The organism is Acinetobacter sp. C13 (assembly GCF_016809775.1).
Lineage (GTDB): Bacteria > Pseudomonadota > Gammaproteobacteria > Pseudomonadales > Moraxellaceae > Acinetobacter > Acinetobacter pittii.
This window is the reverse complement of the sequence record NZ_JAFBJL010000002.1, coordinates 775,946-791,352: the sequence shown is the minus strand read 5'-3', so window position 1 is coordinate 791,352 and position 15,407 is coordinate 775,946. Positions and strand designations below refer to the sequence as shown.

The 15,407-nt window shown below is 37.2% G+C and carries 21 protein-coding genes; 13 read left to right on the top strand and 8 right to left on the bottom strand.

The window, feature by feature from the left end; genetic code table 11:
• Positions 1-65 precede the first annotated feature (65 nt).
• From JGE69_RS08965 to JGE69_RS08930, 8 genes are all read left to right on the top strand, one after another.
• Positions 66-1,070: an adenosine kinase gene (locus JGE69_RS08965; protein ID WP_017480985.1), complete on the top strand. Its 1,005-nt coding sequence runs from the start codon at positions 66-68 to the stop codon at positions 1,068-1,070.
• A 16-nt stretch (positions 1,071-1,086) separates the two neighbouring features.
• The gene (locus tag JGE69_RS08960; RefSeq protein ID WP_002121079.1) at positions 1,087-1,395 is read left to right on the top strand and encodes a Rieske (2Fe-2S) protein; all 309 of its coding nucleotides are present in this window, start codon (positions 1,087-1,089) and stop codon (positions 1,393-1,395) included.
• A gap of 25 nt (positions 1,396-1,420) precedes the next feature.
• Complete coding sequence (locus JGE69_RS08955; RefSeq protein WP_002121106.1) at positions 1,421-2,029, top strand: OB-fold-containig protein; 609 nt, start codon at positions 1,421-1,423, stop codon at positions 2,027-2,029.
• A gap of 378 nt (positions 2,030-2,407) precedes the next feature.
• On the top strand, positions 2,408-2,602 hold the full coding sequence (cydP, locus tag JGE69_RS08950) for a cytochrome oxidase putative small subunit CydP (RefSeq protein WP_005073962.1): 195 nt from the start codon (positions 2,408-2,410) through the stop codon (positions 2,600-2,602).
• Positions 2,602-4,188: a cytochrome ubiquinol oxidase subunit I gene (locus JGE69_RS08945; protein WP_005068987.1), complete on the top strand. Its 1,587-nt coding sequence runs from the start codon at positions 2,602-2,604 to the stop codon at positions 4,186-4,188. Before cydP ends, JGE69_RS08945 begins: the two co-directional genes overlap by 1 nt.
• Positions 4,185-5,330, top strand: coding sequence for a cytochrome d ubiquinol oxidase subunit II (gene cydB, locus JGE69_RS08940; RefSeq protein WP_199112729.1), 1,146 nt, complete (start codon positions 4,185-4,187; stop codon positions 5,328-5,330). The genes JGE69_RS08945 and cydB overlap by 4 nt, the downstream gene beginning before the upstream one ends.
• A gap of 10 nt (positions 5,331-5,340) precedes the next feature.
• Complete coding sequence (gene cydX, locus JGE69_RS08935; RefSeq protein WP_002120988.1) at positions 5,341-5,442, top strand: cytochrome bd-I oxidase subunit CydX; 102 nt, start codon at positions 5,341-5,343, stop codon at positions 5,440-5,442.
• Positions 5,443-5,742 (top strand): cyd operon YbgE family protein, encoded by a 300-nt coding sequence (locus JGE69_RS08930; RefSeq protein WP_004791954.1) that lies wholly within the window; start codon positions 5,443-5,445, stop codon positions 5,740-5,742.
• 64 nt (positions 5,743-5,806) lie between these two features.
• Here the strand turns inward: JGE69_RS08930 and JGE69_RS08925 are convergent, their stop codons facing one another.
• The 5 genes from JGE69_RS08925 to JGE69_RS08905 all read right to left on the bottom strand — a co-directional run bounded on the left by JGE69_RS08925 (position 5,807) and on the right by JGE69_RS08905 (position 9,503).
• The gene (locus tag JGE69_RS08925) at positions 5,807-6,478 is read right to left on the bottom strand and encodes a DUF2057 domain-containing protein (RefSeq protein WP_125740060.1); all 672 of its coding nucleotides are present in this window, start codon (positions 6,476-6,478) and stop codon (positions 5,807-5,809) included.
• A gap of 220 nt (positions 6,479-6,698) precedes the next feature.
• Entirely contained in the window at positions 6,699-7,295 is a 597-nt protein-coding gene (locus tag JGE69_RS08920; RefSeq protein ID WP_002121011.1) for a nitroreductase family protein, read from the bottom strand.
• A gap of 189 nt (positions 7,296-7,484) precedes the next feature.
• Complete coding sequence (gene ftsY / locus JGE69_RS08915) at positions 7,485-8,597, bottom strand: signal recognition particle-docking protein FtsY (RefSeq protein ID WP_002121114.1); 1,113 nt, start codon at positions 8,595-8,597, stop codon at positions 7,485-7,487.
• Between the two features lie 120 nt (positions 8,598-8,717).
• Positions 8,718-9,044 (bottom strand): hypothetical protein, encoded by a 327-nt coding sequence (locus tag JGE69_RS08910; RefSeq protein WP_002120920.1) that lies wholly within the window; start codon positions 9,042-9,044, stop codon positions 8,718-8,720.
• Between the two features lie 99 nt (positions 9,045-9,143).
• Positions 9,144-9,503, bottom strand: a complete 360-nt coding sequence (locus tag JGE69_RS08905) for a hypothetical protein (protein WP_002120892.1) — start codon at positions 9,501-9,503, stop codon at positions 9,144-9,146.
• A 216-nt stretch (positions 9,504-9,719) separates the two neighbouring features.
• Between JGE69_RS08905 and JGE69_RS08900 the strand changes: the two genes are divergently transcribed.
• The 3 genes from JGE69_RS08900 to JGE69_RS08890 all read left to right on the top strand — a co-directional run bounded on the left by JGE69_RS08900 (position 9,720) and on the right by JGE69_RS08890 (position 11,103).
• Positions 9,720-9,953 carry a hypothetical protein gene (locus JGE69_RS08900; protein WP_002121063.1) on the top strand — a complete coding sequence of 78 codons (234 nt, stop codon included), beginning with the start codon at positions 9,720-9,722 and terminating at the stop codon, positions 9,951-9,953.
• A gap of 199 nt (positions 9,954-10,152) precedes the next feature.
• Positions 10,153-10,527 (top strand): DUF2750 domain-containing protein, encoded by a 375-nt coding sequence (locus JGE69_RS08895; RefSeq protein WP_005802084.1) that lies wholly within the window; start codon positions 10,153-10,155, stop codon positions 10,525-10,527.
• A 144-nt stretch (positions 10,528-10,671) separates the two neighbouring features.
• Positions 10,672-11,103: a CBS domain-containing protein gene (locus tag JGE69_RS08890; RefSeq protein WP_002121094.1), complete on the top strand. Its 432-nt coding sequence runs from the start codon at positions 10,672-10,674 to the stop codon at positions 11,101-11,103.
• 54 nt (positions 11,104-11,157) lie between these two features.
• Here the strand turns inward: JGE69_RS08890 and JGE69_RS08885 are convergent, their stop codons facing one another.
• Entirely contained in the window at positions 11,158-12,366 is a 1,209-nt protein-coding gene (locus JGE69_RS08885) for an aspartate aminotransferase family protein (RefSeq protein ID WP_002121101.1), read from the bottom strand.
• A gap of 227 nt (positions 12,367-12,593) precedes the next feature.
• Between JGE69_RS08885 and grxD the strand changes: the two genes are divergently transcribed.
• Entirely contained in the window at positions 12,594-12,935 is a 342-nt protein-coding gene (grxD, locus tag JGE69_RS08880) for a Grx4 family monothiol glutaredoxin (protein WP_002120913.1), read from the top strand.
• A gap of 47 nt (positions 12,936-12,982) precedes the next feature.
• On the opposite strand, the gene JGE69_RS08875 is transcribed toward grxD, so the two are convergent.
• Positions 12,983-13,306: a hypothetical protein gene (locus tag JGE69_RS08875; RefSeq protein ID WP_005073949.1), complete on the bottom strand. Its 324-nt coding sequence runs from the start codon at positions 13,304-13,306 to the stop codon at positions 12,983-12,985.
• 241 nt (positions 13,307-13,547) lie between these two features.
• On the opposite strand from JGE69_RS08875, the gene JGE69_RS08870 reads away from it, so the two are divergent.
• Complete coding sequence (locus JGE69_RS08870; RefSeq protein WP_002120927.1) at positions 13,548-14,447, top strand: LysR family transcriptional regulator; 900 nt, start codon at positions 13,548-13,550, stop codon at positions 14,445-14,447.
• A gap of 44 nt (positions 14,448-14,491) precedes the next feature.
• Here JGE69_RS08870 and map read toward each other — a convergent pair whose 3' ends face one another.
• Complete coding sequence (map, locus tag JGE69_RS08865; protein WP_032003794.1) at positions 14,492-15,286, bottom strand: type I methionyl aminopeptidase; 795 nt, start codon at positions 15,284-15,286, stop codon at positions 14,492-14,494.
• Between the last annotated feature and the right edge of the window lie 121 nt (positions 15,287-15,407).

Here is a 15,407-nt window from a genome sequence, read left to right as displayed (position 1 = left end):
CTACAGCAAATCCAAGCAATGGTGTAAACTTAGCAACCTGATTTTTTTATTTTGTGACAACACATATGGCAACTGTAGATCTTTTTGCAATTGGTAATGCATTAATCGACCAAGAATTTAAAGTGTCTGATGATTTTCTTAGTCAACAAGGTTTGCAAAAAGGCACCATGCAGTTGTCCGATGGCGACACTCAATCTGCTCTTTATGCAGAGTTAAAACAGCATCAAGATTATAAAGGTCAAGCAAGTGGTGGTTCTGCTGCGAATACTACTGTAGCCTTTAGTGCATTAGGTGGAAGTGCTTTTTATGGTTGCCGCGTTGGTAACGATGATTTGGGTTCAATTTATCTACAAGGTTTAAATGAAGCTGGCATCCAAACCACTCCAAAATCAATCAGTGAAGGCGTGACAGGTACCTGCATGGTACTCATTAGCCCTGACTCTGAACGTACAATGCATACCTATTTGGGCATCACTGCTGAACTTTCTCAAGATCAAATCGACTTTGAACCATTAAAAACAGCAAAATGGCTTTATATTGAAGGTTATCTTTCTACAAGTGAAACAGCGCGCAAAGCTGTAAAACAAGCCAGAGAAATTGCAAAAGCAAATGGCGTTAAGATTGCTTTATCTCTTTCAGATCCTGCCATGGTGCAATACGCTCGCGAAGGCTTAGAAGAGCTCATGGATGATGGCGTAGATTTACTATTTTGTAATGAACAAGAAGCCTTAATGTATACAAATACAACAACTGTTGAAGATGCTCTTGCTCAATTACGTTTTAAAAATCATACAGTAGTCATTACACAAAGTGCTAAAGGTGCTTTAGTTTCTAACTCTACTCAACATTTCCATGTGGCAGGCCGTCATGTAGAAGCCGTTGATACCAATGGTGCTGGCGATGCATTTGCAGGTGCATTCCTATATGCCCTAAATCATCATCAAGATTTGAATGCTGCTGCACAGTTAGCTGTCTTAATTTCTAGTGAAGTTGTTTCTCAATTTGGCCCACGTTTAGCGATTAATGATTATGCTAAACTTCTTGAAAATTTTCAGAAGGAATGTGCTTGAAATGGAAAGGATCTGTATGACGGAAGAAGTTCCTGAGCGTGAAGCTAGAGCTTTTGACACTTTACAAGGAACTACTATTTTCATTACGCAACGTGATGGCGCATTCTATGCTTATCAAAACTTATGCCCTCACTTGCAAACAGAGCTTGAATATTTAGAAAATCAATTTCTTGATCAAGACCAAGAATATATTCAATGTTCTACCCATGGTGCTTTATTTACTGTGGAAACAGGCGAATGTATCTCAGGACCATGTTTAGGTGATTTTTTAAATAAAGTTGAGATTAAAGTACATTCAGATGGCGGTATCTATATCGTAGACTGAAGCGATCAACATTAGAGTTTCTGCCATGGCTGATTTCTTTTTCAATTATTATCTTATGCCATTTCACTTAAGTGTAGTGGCTTTGATATTACTCAGCGTGGTAGAAACCATTGGTATGTATATTGGACTTCGTCCAAGTCAATTACTCAAAAAAATTGCGCCTGTTTGGCTTTCTAACTCGCCACTACTTAACGTTAAATTTTCTAAAGCTTTAATTTTCGTTTTTTTACTTATCAATTTTAGTTTTGCAGGCTATTTTTTACAGCTCTCTTTCTTTGCAATCCAGCATTATTTTATTTCACCATTTTATTTAATCGTCCCAGCCCTTGTCATCGCAATCTTTTTTACTGTATTCATGATTCACTGCCTTGACCAAGTAATTAAACCAAAGCTTACTCATACAAACTATAATCTTTTAGGACGTTTAGCGACAGTTTCCAGTGGTAATGCTAGACCTGGGTTTTCTGCCCAAGCGCGTGTGCGTGATGAATTCGGCCAGCTACATTACGTTCAAGTCGAACCAGAATACGGCGAACTCGAATTATACTCTCAAGTTATCCTTGTGAGAGTGCATAAAAGCCATTATGTAGCCAAGAAAATTTCTGTATCAAACGATCTTTTCGCCCCCGATTAAACTCTTACTACTATTCTATTTACTTACTGCTTTTAGCAGGCTTTATTACGCCTATATTTTATTATTTTCTTTTTAATTAATTATTTATTATTCCAACCATTTTAGTTTGGAATATAACTTATAAATATAATATACAACCATTTTAGTCGGTATTAAATTAAAACAAACTATTTTAATCAACTTAATATTTTTATTTACAACTGTTTTAGTAGGATTTAATAATCAATTCAAACTATTTTAGTATAGTATTTATTTTAAAATATTAAGTAATTGTTTTATATAAATTAATTATTTAAATATTCATTTAAAATATATTTAATGTTTATTTTTATTATATTTTGATTAATAATAAAATTAATATCAAATGAGGTTTAATTTATGAGCCTTAATTTTAAAAATCTTAATGGTCGTTTAGTTAAAGAAATCACTATTATTCTAATAATAAAAATAGTGCTTCTCTTAACGATCAAACATATTTGGTTTGATGCTCCCACCATCCCCAAAAATTTTGACAATCAGGTCGCCGAGCATATTGCTGGCGATAACATTTCCCACATTAAGGAGACACGTTGATGATTTCTGAAAGCGTGGTTGATCTTTCGCGGTTTCAATTTGCGATGACCGCAATGTATCACTTTCTTTTCGTCCCTTTAACTCTAGGTTTGGCATTTATCCTTGCCATCATGGAAACCACTTATGTCATTTCCGGTAAAGAAATTTACAAGGATATGACTAAATTTTGGGGAAAATTATTTGGTATTAACTTTGCTTTAGGGGTAACAACTGGCTTAACAATGGAGTTCCAATTTGGAACAAACTGGGCTTATTACTCACACTATGTAGGTGATATTTTTGGTGCTCCATTAGCAATTGAAGGCCTTATGGCATTCTTTCTTGAGTCTACATTTATTGGTTTATTCTTCTTCGGATGGGACCGTTTAAGTAAGGTTCAGCATCTAGGCGTAACATGGTTAGTCGCTCTCGGATCCAATATGTCAGCGCTTTGGATTTTAGTGGCGAATGGATGGATGCAGAACCCTGTAGGTGCTGCATTTAACTTTGAAACAATGCGTATGGAATTAGTTGATTTCGGCGCGCTTATCTTTAACCCTGTAGCTCAGGTGAAATTCGTACATACCGTTTCTGCGGGCTATGTAACTGGTGCAATTTTTGTACTTGCCATCTCAAGCTATTACTTACTTAAAAAACGTGATCTTCCTTTCGCACGTCGCTCATTTGCAATTGCTGCCATTTTCGGTCTTGCATCTACACTTTCAGTGATTCTGTTAGGTGATGAATCTGGCTATGAACTCGGTGATGTTCAAAAAACTAAACTCGCAGCGATCGAAGCCGAATGGGATACTCACCCTGCTCCTGCTCCGTTTACTTTGTTTGGTGTACCAAACCATGAAGAAATGCGGACAGATTACGCAGTTAAAATTCCATATGCATTAGGTTTAATTGCAACTCGTTCAACAACCAAAGAAGTTACTGGTCTTAAAGATCTCATGCAACAGCATGAAGTTCGTATTCGCAACGGTATGCTTGCATATGCCGAACTTGAAAAATTACGTGCAGGTGATCGCTCACCAGAGTTATTAGCCTCTTTTGAAAAAAATCAAAAAGATTTAGGTTATGGCCTACTTCTTAAGAAATATGCACCCAATGTAGTTGATGCAAGCGAGCAAAATATTAAAGCTGCTGTAAAAGATACTGTTCCAAATGTTACAGCGCTATTTTTCTCTTTCCGCGCGATGGTTGCCTCTGGCTTCTTAATGCTATTACTTTTCATTTTAGCGACTTGGGCTGTAGCAAAAAGAAATGCTGAAAATAAACCTTGGCTCCTAAAATATGCATTGTTTGCTCTTCCGCTTCCTTGGATTGCTGCACAAACTGGTTGGTATGTAGCTGAAGGCGGTCGTCAACCATGGTCAATTGGTGAAATTCTACCAACCCACCTCTCTACTTCTAGTTTAAGTACTGGTGACGTATGGGGTTCAATTATTGCGCTAGCAGCGTTCTACACCGCTCTTTTGATTATTGAAATGTATTTAATGATCAAATTTGCTCGTTTAGGACCAAGCTCTCTACACACTGGCAAATATCATTTTGAAAAGCAAGAACCGAAAGCAGCGGTTAATGGGGAGGCCTTATCATGATTGAATATGAATTATTGAAAATCATTTGGTGGGTGTTAGTCGGTGTACTACTCATCGGCTTTGCTCTTACCGATGGCTTTGATATGGGATCTATGGCTCTCATGCCTTTCGTTGGAAAAACCGATAGCGAACGCCGTGCTGCAATCAATACTATTGCCCCACACTGGGATGGTAATCAGGTCTGGTTTATTACGGCAGGTGGTGCATTATTTGCTGCATGGCCAATGGTTTACTCAGTCGCTTTCTCAGGCATGTACTGGGCACTCTTGTTAGTTCTATTTGCACTTTTCCTAAGACCAGTAGGTTTCGATTATCGCTCTAAACTTGAAAATACCAAATGGCGTAACTCTTGGGACTGGGGTCTATGCATCGGTGGTGCTGTTCCAGCGCTTGTGTTTGGTGTGGCTTTCGGTAATTTGTTTTTAGGTATTCCTTTCAGTTTAGATAGCACATTACGCTCTGAATATACAGGCAGCTTTTTTGCCCTTCTTAACCCCTTTGCTCTAGTTTGCGGTGTGGTAAGTCTGTCTATGCTGTGTGCACATGGCGGTGCATGGCTCATGCTACGTACTGATGAAGCTTTAAAACAACGCTCTGCCAAAGCCACTCAAATTATGGCAATTATCTTTTTAATTTGTTTCTTTGTAATTGGAGCATGGCTGTATTTTGGGCAAGTGCCAGGTTATAGCTATGCTGTTACTATAGATCCAAATGCTGCGCTTAACCCTTTAGCTAAAGAAGTGGTTACCAATAGCAATCCAGGTTGGATGAACAATTACAGTACCTATCCAATTACTAAAGTTGCCCCTGTTCTTGCCATATTAGGCGCGATCATTGCAATTTTTGCATCTTCAAAAGCAAAAGCGGGCTTAAGTTTTACTGGTACAAGTTTAATGATTGTAGGAGCAATTTTAACTGCCGGTTTTGCCCTATTCCCATTCCTACTTCCATCTAGTATCAATCCTAACTCTAGCTTGACGATGTGGGATGCTGTATCAAGTCACCTTACTTTAGGCGTTATGACGGTCGCTGCCTGCATTTTTGTTCCTCTTATTTTGATCTATACCAGTTGGTCTTATTACAAAATGTGGGGAGTCATCACTAACAAACATATCGAGTCAAACTCGCATAGCTTGTATTGAGGAGAAAACTATGTGGTATTTCGCATGGATCCTAGGCATTTTGATGGCATGTTTTGCGGGTGTACTCAGCGCGCTTTATATCGAACACCATCAAGATTTAGATGAGGAATAAATGATGGCAAAAGCAATGACAGCATCAAATCATCGAAAAGCTCAAGCATTTGCAATGGCCCTTTCTTTTCTGTTGGCATTGCCCCTTGCTGCAATTTTGTTGGTTTACCCTTCACTCATGCTAGATGCTAACGGACACTACAATCATAGCCAGCTTATGCTGGTGATGATTGGTATTTCTGGTGGATTTATTTACGGAGTGGGTTTCGTACCCAACTTCTGGTTATGGAAGTGGTTATTTAGCCCATGGGTGGCTTGGCCTCTCATGCTTTTAGGCTATTACATCTGGTTTCTAACCTAAATCAAAAAGACCTCATCTGAGGTCTTTTTTCATTTCGATTAAATTAATAGGTACTAATATTAAATTAATTTGATTGTTCAGCTAACCATGCCATAAATTTTTGACGCTCAGCTTTAGAAGCTTTCTGCCAAGTTTCAACTAAACGTTGATCATTTGTTTGGGCTACGCCTGTTACAGGCATAGATGTTGGAGCTGGTACAGCCACCTGAACAGAAGTAGGTTTAGCAGAGGCATACACTGCCTCAGGCTGCGATTTAGATGATTTAGTTGTAAAGTCAGTGACTTTTCCTAATAAACCCGTTGCAAACCATGGTTTTGCCTCATTGTTTGCACCAGTTTGTTGTACGATTAATTCATTATTTGCGCTGTACAAAGCCACAGTTGGTTGCTCAGCATATTTCTTTGCTTGTTCAAATTGCTTTGGTGCATCTACCATCGAAAGCTTATAAGTTTGCCCATCTTTGAGAGCCGGAGTTTGAATTGTGACTACTCCAGATTTAACAATGTCATGCTCCCCGCTTAAATGTTCAAAGTATTCTTGATAGCGCACACTTAAACTTGTTTCACCAGCATCGACTTTATAATTATTTTTAGATGAACGAAATAACCCAGAGTTGACTTCCTGACCATTCACCGCAAGGATTACAATTTCCTCTGGTGCTGTAATTGTAACTGCTGAAAATACCGAACCGCTGAGTAATAAACCAATTGCAGCAACACCTAATCTTAAAGTCATCTGTCTCTTTCTCTGTGTTTGATAAGCTATTAAATCATGAGCAATATGCAATATGATTGTGACTATTTTATGACAAAGCATTTATCGACTAATTTCTTGATTTATTATTTTGAAATATGCATTTGAATTTCATAAATTTTCGTTTTATATATTCTTCCTATTCATTCTAAAAATATAAAAAAAGCACCTAAAATAGGTGCTTTTTTTAATTTCAATTAAATTAATTGAAAGTTTTGAAACGATCAGCATCATTAATAAATGCTTTTTCACCTGCTGGTGCTTCAACCGAACCAAATACTAATTGAGCACGTAATTTCCAAGTTGCAGGAACATCAAATGCTTCAGCTGCGTCTGCATCGACAATTGGGTTATAGTGCTGTAAAGAAGCACCTAAACCAAGCTCTGAAAGCGCAGTCCAAGTTGCAAATTGAGCAATTGCACTTGAGTGTTCAGACCATACAGGGAAATTGTCTGCATATAGTTCGAATTGCTCTTGTAAGCTTTTAACAACAGCTTGGTCTTCATAAAATAAAACCGTACCAACACCAGCTACAAAGCTATCAATTTTTGCATTTGTACCAGCAAAAGCTTCTGCAGGAACAATTTTACGCAAAGCTTCACGAACTAAATTCCAGAATTTAGCATGAGATTCACCGTATAGTGTCACTACACGTGAAGATTGTGAGTTAAAAGCTGAAGGACTATGTTTAACTGCTTCACGGATAGTTTCTTCAATTTTAGTGCGATCTAATGCAACGTTTTTACCAATTGCATAAATTGTACGACGGTTTTTAATTTTATCTAAGAAAGTAGACATTTTGTTATTTCCTACCTATTGATTTGACCAAGGGTCGTTGTTTGGGAATGAGTACAGTGTATTAAAGTCATTTTTCATAATCAGCATTAAAAATATGACAGTTCGTTTTATTTTCGCAACAATAATAAAAGATATACATATAAAAAAAGCTTCACGATTTAGTGAAGCTTTTTAGGGTTACCAAGCAATTTACTTATCAGTTTCAAACAGCGCAGCAACAAAAGATTTAGCCGAGAATGGTCTTAAATCATCAATTTTTTCACCTACACCAATAAAACGAATTGGCACATGGGTGCGACTTGCAATATTAAAGAGCACACCGCCTTTCGCAGTTCCATCCAGTTTGGTAATGGTAATACCCGTTAAACCTACAGCTTGATCAAACTCTTGTACTTGGTTAATCGCGTTTTGACCTGTTCCTGCATCTACCACCAACATAATTTCATGAGGTGCAGTTGCATCAATTTTCTGCATAACACGTTTAACTTTTTTGAGTTCTTCCATCAAGTTACTCTTATTATGTAAACGACCTGCCGTATCCGCAATTAATACGTCAATTCCTTTAGCACGAGCACTTTCAAAGGCATCAAAAATAACAGAAGCACTATCAGCTCCGTGACCTTGAGCTACTACAGAGATATCGTTACGTTCACCCCAGATTTGCAATTGCTCAGTTGCTGCGGCGCGGAATGTATCACCAGCAGCCAACATCACTTTTTTGCCTTCACCTTGTAAACGTTTCGCCAACTTACCAATAGTTGTAGTTTTACCCACTCCATTTACCCCAACCATCAAAATCACATACGGTGATTTATTAGGGTCAATATGCAATGGCTTAACACGTGGAGCCAACAAAGCAACCAACTCTTCTTGTAACGCTTTATATAAAGAGTGGGAATAGATCAAATCACCACGAGCTGTACGCTCTGTTAAATTGGTAATGATGGTTTTAGTTGCTTCAACACCAATGTCTGCAACCAATAATTGCTCTTCGACTTCTTCAAGTAACTCATCGTCAATTTCCTTTCCGCCAATCAAAATATTGACCATACCATCAGCGAAATTACGACGAGTTTTGGTTAAGCCTTCTTTCATCCGGCCAAAAAAACCAGTTTTTGGTTGTTCAACCGGTGTTTCTGTAGAAGCCACTTCGTCTTTGGCTACTTCAATATTTTCTTGTGATTTAGCAGGAGATTCAACGATGGGAACATCGATAGCAGGTAAATTAGGTAATGTGACATCGTCATCACCGATCTCAGCATCTATCAAGAATTTATTTTGCATATTCGATTGTTGCTCCATGCGGATTCCTTGAAAAGCAGCGCGTTTAAAAAGACAAAGTTTAGCATAAATTCAAAATTTTGCCTGCCACAATAGTGCTCAAAAAGCTTTGGAAACCAAGATTTAGCCGAATTAACCCATTTACTGAGTATCTTCCTGAGCAAGTGCTGGATATTGTCTAATATGAGCACCTTCAAATTGATATGCATGCATTAACTTTAAATACTCTGCTCTATGAATTTCTGATTGAGCTATTAACAGCTCAGCCATATCCTGAGTTTTAGGATAAGTAGCTTGATGAGAGAGTTGTATAATTCGTTGATATTGTTCCGGACTAATAGGCCGAAGTAATGCTAAATATGACAGTACAAAAATACAGCCAATGACAATAACCACAAATAGGTTAAAACATTGATCAACTTTTAACTCAGACTTTAATTTAAGAAAATTTTGTTTGAATATGAGCATGACCTACCTCGAATTAGTGTAGTGTAGGGTTCAATACTCATAAGCACAAGATCAAACATCCAGTAAGGCCAAGAATCGTACCTTACTGGATAATAATACTTAGCTTATTAGTGAACGAATGACGGAAAAGTATAAAATTGCTGCAATAATCACCAAGACTAAAAACATCGCAAAAATACTTAAACCTTCTTCAGCATCGGCTGGATGCAGTTCGTCTTCGTCGGCAATTTTTCTCAGTTCACCATCATAAACTTGATAAAACCAGTTTTTTTGTGCAGGTTCCAAATGCCTTGCAAAGTCAAATACTCTTTTGCGCTGAGCAAGACAATAATCCCCTAAATGGATCTCTTGATGAAAGATCGCTTCGTCTAATAGTTTACGATGATAATGGGCTAGTTCTATGATTTGTTCCTCTCTAGGTGGAGTATCAAAAACAAAGCCATCGATAGTATTTGTCATATTTTATTCTCCTTGTCTTTTATTCTCATATTGATTTTACTCAAAATTATTTGTGAATAATGTTTAATCATGTATCCTAATAGTGAATTAACTGGTATGCACCAATAGTTGACAAATCCATTAATTTGTAATATTAGTTTAATAATTCTAAGTTAAATTAATTTAAAGGCAGTAGCCTTTAGAAAAAGTAATCATAATTACAATAAGGAGTTTTCTATGATTCAACGTATCTCTCATCATGATTTAGAACATGTGTACGCAACTGCAGTAAACACAATTCACTCTCAAATGAATTTTCAGGATGCAGTTGCACAGTTAGAAGAAGTTGCTCGCGCTGGGCACGGTAAAGCTGCTCTGTTTTTAGCTGAATTGTATTATCAAGGTTTCCGTGTTGAACGTGACTCACTTAAAGCACAATATTGGCAAAAGTTAGCCACAATGCAAGCATAAAGAAACGTCACCTAGGTGGCGTTTTTTTACGTCTGGAAATAAGTAAAACTAGCAATTTATCTAAAGCTTTAGCCACTTTAAGTAAAGGATATGAATTTCACAGCTGGAATATTTGTTTACGATTTGATACCTGTTTAAACTGAAATGTCATCTGATTTTTTTATAATAAGCAAGACAAGTTAGAACCTTTAAATTCACAATGAAAAGTTTAAGTAATCTACAACCGGTTTCAAGAGACTTGATGATTAAGATTTATATTTTAAGAACCATGATGTATTGCGGGGTTCTTTGGGGATTATTTCATCAGGGATGGGCAATTAAATCAGATCAGGAAGACTTTATTTTTCCTTTTTGGCTTAATGGTTTGCAGGCACATCGCTACGCAAAAGAGCATTGGCCACATTACAAACCAAGAAGAATTACACCTAAAGATTTCCATGAGTCTTTACTACCAACTTTAACACGACTCAACGTCACTCCTGCTTTGTTTAATTCATCTCATAGAAAATTAAAGTTATCTACTCAGCAAATGCAACATTTCTTTTTCAAACATCCGAATTGGCAAGGAGCGTAAACTTTTCTTTAGGTTCTTAACCTCTATTAGAATGCTTTTTGAACGCTTGAATGTAAAACTTGTATTTGAATGACTATCCAGTCTTTGCATTTTTATAAAATCAAGCTAATTTAAAACAAAATGATAAAACACAGGACAGAAGAAATGACAATCGTTGCACAAGTAATCAAGAACAAAGCAGAACAAGATATTTTTACAATTTCTCCAGAAGCCACTGTCCTTGAAGCAATTAAGATTATGGCGGATAAAGGAATTGGTGCGCTCGTCGTAGCTGAGGGTGAAAAAGTTGTCGGAATTTTGTCTGAACGTGACTACACGCGAAAAGTAACGCTTATGGAACGTTCATCATATAGCACTACAGTCGCTGAAATTATGACATCCAAAGTACTTACGGTAAGCTTAAATAACACGGTTGAAGAATGTTTGCAGCTTATGACAGATCGTCATTTACGTCACTTGCCTGTACTAGACAATGAAAAATTAGTTGGTTTTATCTCTATTGGTGACTTGGTAAAAGCTGCAATGGAAGACCAGAAAAATCTCATTGAACAATTAAAACAGTACATCTCTGGTTAATTATTTCATATAAAAAATGGGCATTTCTATGCCCACTTTTTATTGATATAAAACTTAAAGATAGTTATTAATTAAAGCAACTAAACGCTCTAGCAAGTCATCAGCCTGTGCTTGAGTCATGTTAATTGGTGGCAATAAACGCACTACTGAACCAGCTGTAACATTAATAATAAGCTTATGTTGATCACGAGCAATTGCAACGAGCTCAGCACAGTCTTTAGGCAATTGAATACCAATCATCATACCAAAGCCACGTACTTGCACATTTTTATCTGCCAATTGCGCACGTAATTGATCAACAATATAACCACCAACAACTGCCGCGTTTTCTACAGCATTCTCTTTTTGGATTGTATCAATTACTGTATAAACCACACGAGAACCTAGCACTGTGCCACCATAAGTAGACCCATGGCTACCAGGTCCTAATAAGCCAACAGCTTTACCTTGGGTCATTACCGCGCCTACTGGAAAGCCATTACCAAGTCCTTTCGCAGTCGTCAAAACATCAGGCACAATGTTTGTATGCTGATAAGCAAAATACTTACCAGTACGGCCGTTACCTGTTTGAATTTCATCTAACATCATTAGCCAGTTATGTTGATTACATATGGTGCGGACTTCTTCAAGATAGCTAAAGCCTTGAGGTGCTGTATTAATACCACCCTCACCTTGAATAGGTTCAATCAAAATCGCAACAATATCTGGGTGCTGCAAAGCAGCTTCTTGAATTGCTTCTACATCACCAAATGGCACACGAATAAAATCATTGGTTAAAGGAGCAAAACCATCTTGTACTTTCTTATTACCAGTAGCTGAAAGTGTTGCTAAAGTACGACCATGAAATGATTGCTCTGCCACAATTATCTTTGGGGAGCTTACACCTTGTTGAGTACCAAATTTACGAGCAATTTTAATGGCGCCTTCATTTGACTCAGCACCACTGTTTGAAAAGAAGATCTCTTCCATCCCTGAAACTTCAGCAAGCTTCTGAGCAGCAGCCGTTTGCCAAGGAATCTCAAATAAGTTACTTGTATGCACAAGTGTTGCAGCTTGTTCAGCAATTGCTTCTGCGATGACTGGATGCGCATGACCTAAACCACATACAGCAATACCGGTTAAAGCATCTAAATACTCTGTACCATCTTCGGTATATAGATATGCCCCTCGGCCTCGTACAAAACTGATCGCTTGGCGACCATAAGTAGCCATTAAATGTGATGGTTGATCAGGTTGTATTGGAGCTAGGGTAATATCATTCATAACGAACTCTGTCTGTATGAGGTTTTAAGAAGGGTTTATATAAGCAAAAACTGGCTCTGATGAAAAGTCTCATCACTCATTTATCTAAAATTTCGTCCGCTTTTTGCTATCGCTTCGGTTTATACAATAAAATATTGAATATTCAATGCAACTTTAAGTAATCAGGTGGTTTGCAAAGCGATGTAAACACCCCCTATAATGCTGCTAGATTAGTTGAGGATCTCTTTATGACTGAACAAGCACGTGATACTGAAGCGTTAATCCGCGATCAAATTGCGAAGCATCCCGTTTTACTTTACATGAAAGGCACTCCACAGTTTCCACAATGTGGTTTCTCTGCACGTGCTGTAGAAGCGCTCAGTCAAATTGGTCGTCCATTTGCATATGTAAATATTTTGGAAAACCCTGATATTCGTGCAACATTACCAAAAATTGCGAACTGGCCTACTTTCCCGCAACTTTGGGTAAATGGCGAACTTATTGGCGGTAGCGATATCATGCTTGAAATGTTCCAAAATGGCGAATTAAAACCATTAGTTGAACAATACAGTGCAGCGCCAGAAGCGTAAATAATAAAAAAGCCAATCAATAGATTGGCTTTTTTATACTCTCAATTTTAACGATCACTTACCCCGACATAGCGAAATAAATTTTCCACACCTAAATCAGATTTTAAAATAATTAGATTTTCATAAGTTGTTGTCGTAAGAGCTTCAAAAATATTCATATTCGGATCTTCGTGCAACTCATCCACATTTTGATCCATACACTCTTCAAATCGATCAGCAATAAATTCAAACCCCAAATCCATAGCAATAAATAAAGTATGTTCACATGGCTGAACATATTGTTCTTGCGCCCAGTCAATTATTGCTTGTTTGCAAAATGGACATTCAATATTCGCAGAAGCATCGTTAAGTTCGATCAATTGATAATGCATTAGATTTGAGAAGAATAGAAAATTATAGTGTAAAAGAAATTAATTGAAAGTTCTAGAAAAGGCTAGAAACACTAAGCAAAAATGCACATTAAAATTACATTGTAATGACAATATAATTTCAAATTCTCATTTAAAGGAAATACATTAGTGTATGTTTTAATTACAAAAAATTTAGTTTAAGAATTATCGTTGCAAAATTAATAATGTAAAATCATGGTTGTTGCAGAAATAGGATATTTTAATGCTCACTGATCTTGATGATTTTTATTGTTTTGCTCTCGTCGTTGAGCATGGTGGTTTTAGTGCCGCTGAGCGTGTAACGGATATACCAAAATCAAAACTAAGTCGTCGTGTATATAGCCTAGAAGAAAACTTAGGCGTTCGCCTGATTCAACGCAGCTCTCGTCATTTTGCTGTTACAGATATTGGGATGGATATTTATAGACATGCTCAAGTCATGATGAATGCTGCACAGGCTGCTCATGATTTGGTTGATCATTTAAGCATTCAACCTAGAGGTGTTGTAAAGGTTAGTGTTCCTGTTGATATTGCTCAAAATCAACTGCCTAAAATTTTGCCTGCTTTCTTAAAAAAATATCCAGAAATTCGTTTGCAACTTATGGTTAGCAATCGTCGAGTAGATGTCATTAATGAAGGAATTGATATTGCTTTACGTGTTCGCTCAAAACTAGATGATGATCCAAGTTTAGTTCTTAGACAGTTTGCACTTATTGAACAGAGTCTATTTGCAAGTCAAGCATATCTAAATGAATTTGGAGATATAAAAAATCCAGAACAACTTAGTGAGCATCGCATTTTAAGTTTGTCAGAAGAGCATCTTGATCAACAATTCCTTTTGCATGGTCCAGACAATCAGCAAAAGAAAATCAAAGTCAGCCCTATCGTAATGGGTACAAATATCCATATGTTGGCGCAATTAGCGAGTCAAAACTGTGGGATCGCTTTACTACCAGAGAGCGCAGCAGAAGATTTTCTAAAATCCGGACAGCTTGTACAAATTTTACCGGAATGGAAAGCTCCTCACGGTATATTACATGCCGTATATCCATCACGCCGAGGGTTATTACCTGCTGTACGAGTATTTATTGATTATTTGGTAGAACATCTTTCTGAGCATTAAAATGAATTTAAAAAAAGTTCGATAATTATCGAACTTTTTTATTTTTAAATTGCAGGATAGTTTCCTACACCTTCAGGCCAAGGTGTTAAGAGTTCAAAGCCAGTGTCAGTTACAGCAACCATATGTTCCCATTGCGCAGATAACGAAAGATCTTGAGTAATAACTGTCCAACCGTCATTTAATTCTTTAACCTGTGGTCTACCCGCATTAATCATCGGTTCAATCGTAAAGACCATACCTTTTTTTAATACTAAGCCTTGGCCGCGCTGCCCATAATGTAAAACATTAGGTTGTTCATGATAAACCTTACCAATCCCATGACCACAATATTCTCGAACAATGCTATACCCTTCTCGATGAGCAACTGACTGAATAGCATAACCAATATCGCCTAGTGTAGCTCCTGGCTTAACAGCATGAATCCCAGCAACCATCGCTTCATAAGTTGTATCAACAAGTTTTTTTGCTTGCGGGTTTACATCACCTACAAAATACATGCGGCTCGTATCACCAAAATAGCCATCTTTAATAATTGCGACATCAATATTAATAATATCGCCATCTTTTAAAATCTTATTCGGTGACGGAATTCCATGGCAAACTACTTCATTTACTGATGTACATATTGTTTTAGTAAAACCATGATATCCCACATTCGCAGGAATAACTTTTAAAGTATTTACAATATAGTCATTACACAGGTTATCTAAATATTCAGTAGATACACCCGGTTTAATATATGCCCCTATCATTTCTAAAACTTGTGCAGCCAAGCGTCCAGAAACTCTTAACTTTTCCAGATCTTGTTCAGTTTTTATTGTAACAGTAGAAGCTCTCATTCAGTTTTATCCTCGTAGACACTGCTTTTACCACGCCTACAAAAATGTAAGTTAATTTAGAATATTCTAGAACGGATATAGGATAGGCTGGAAGCATTAAATGCCCAAATATTCAACATTC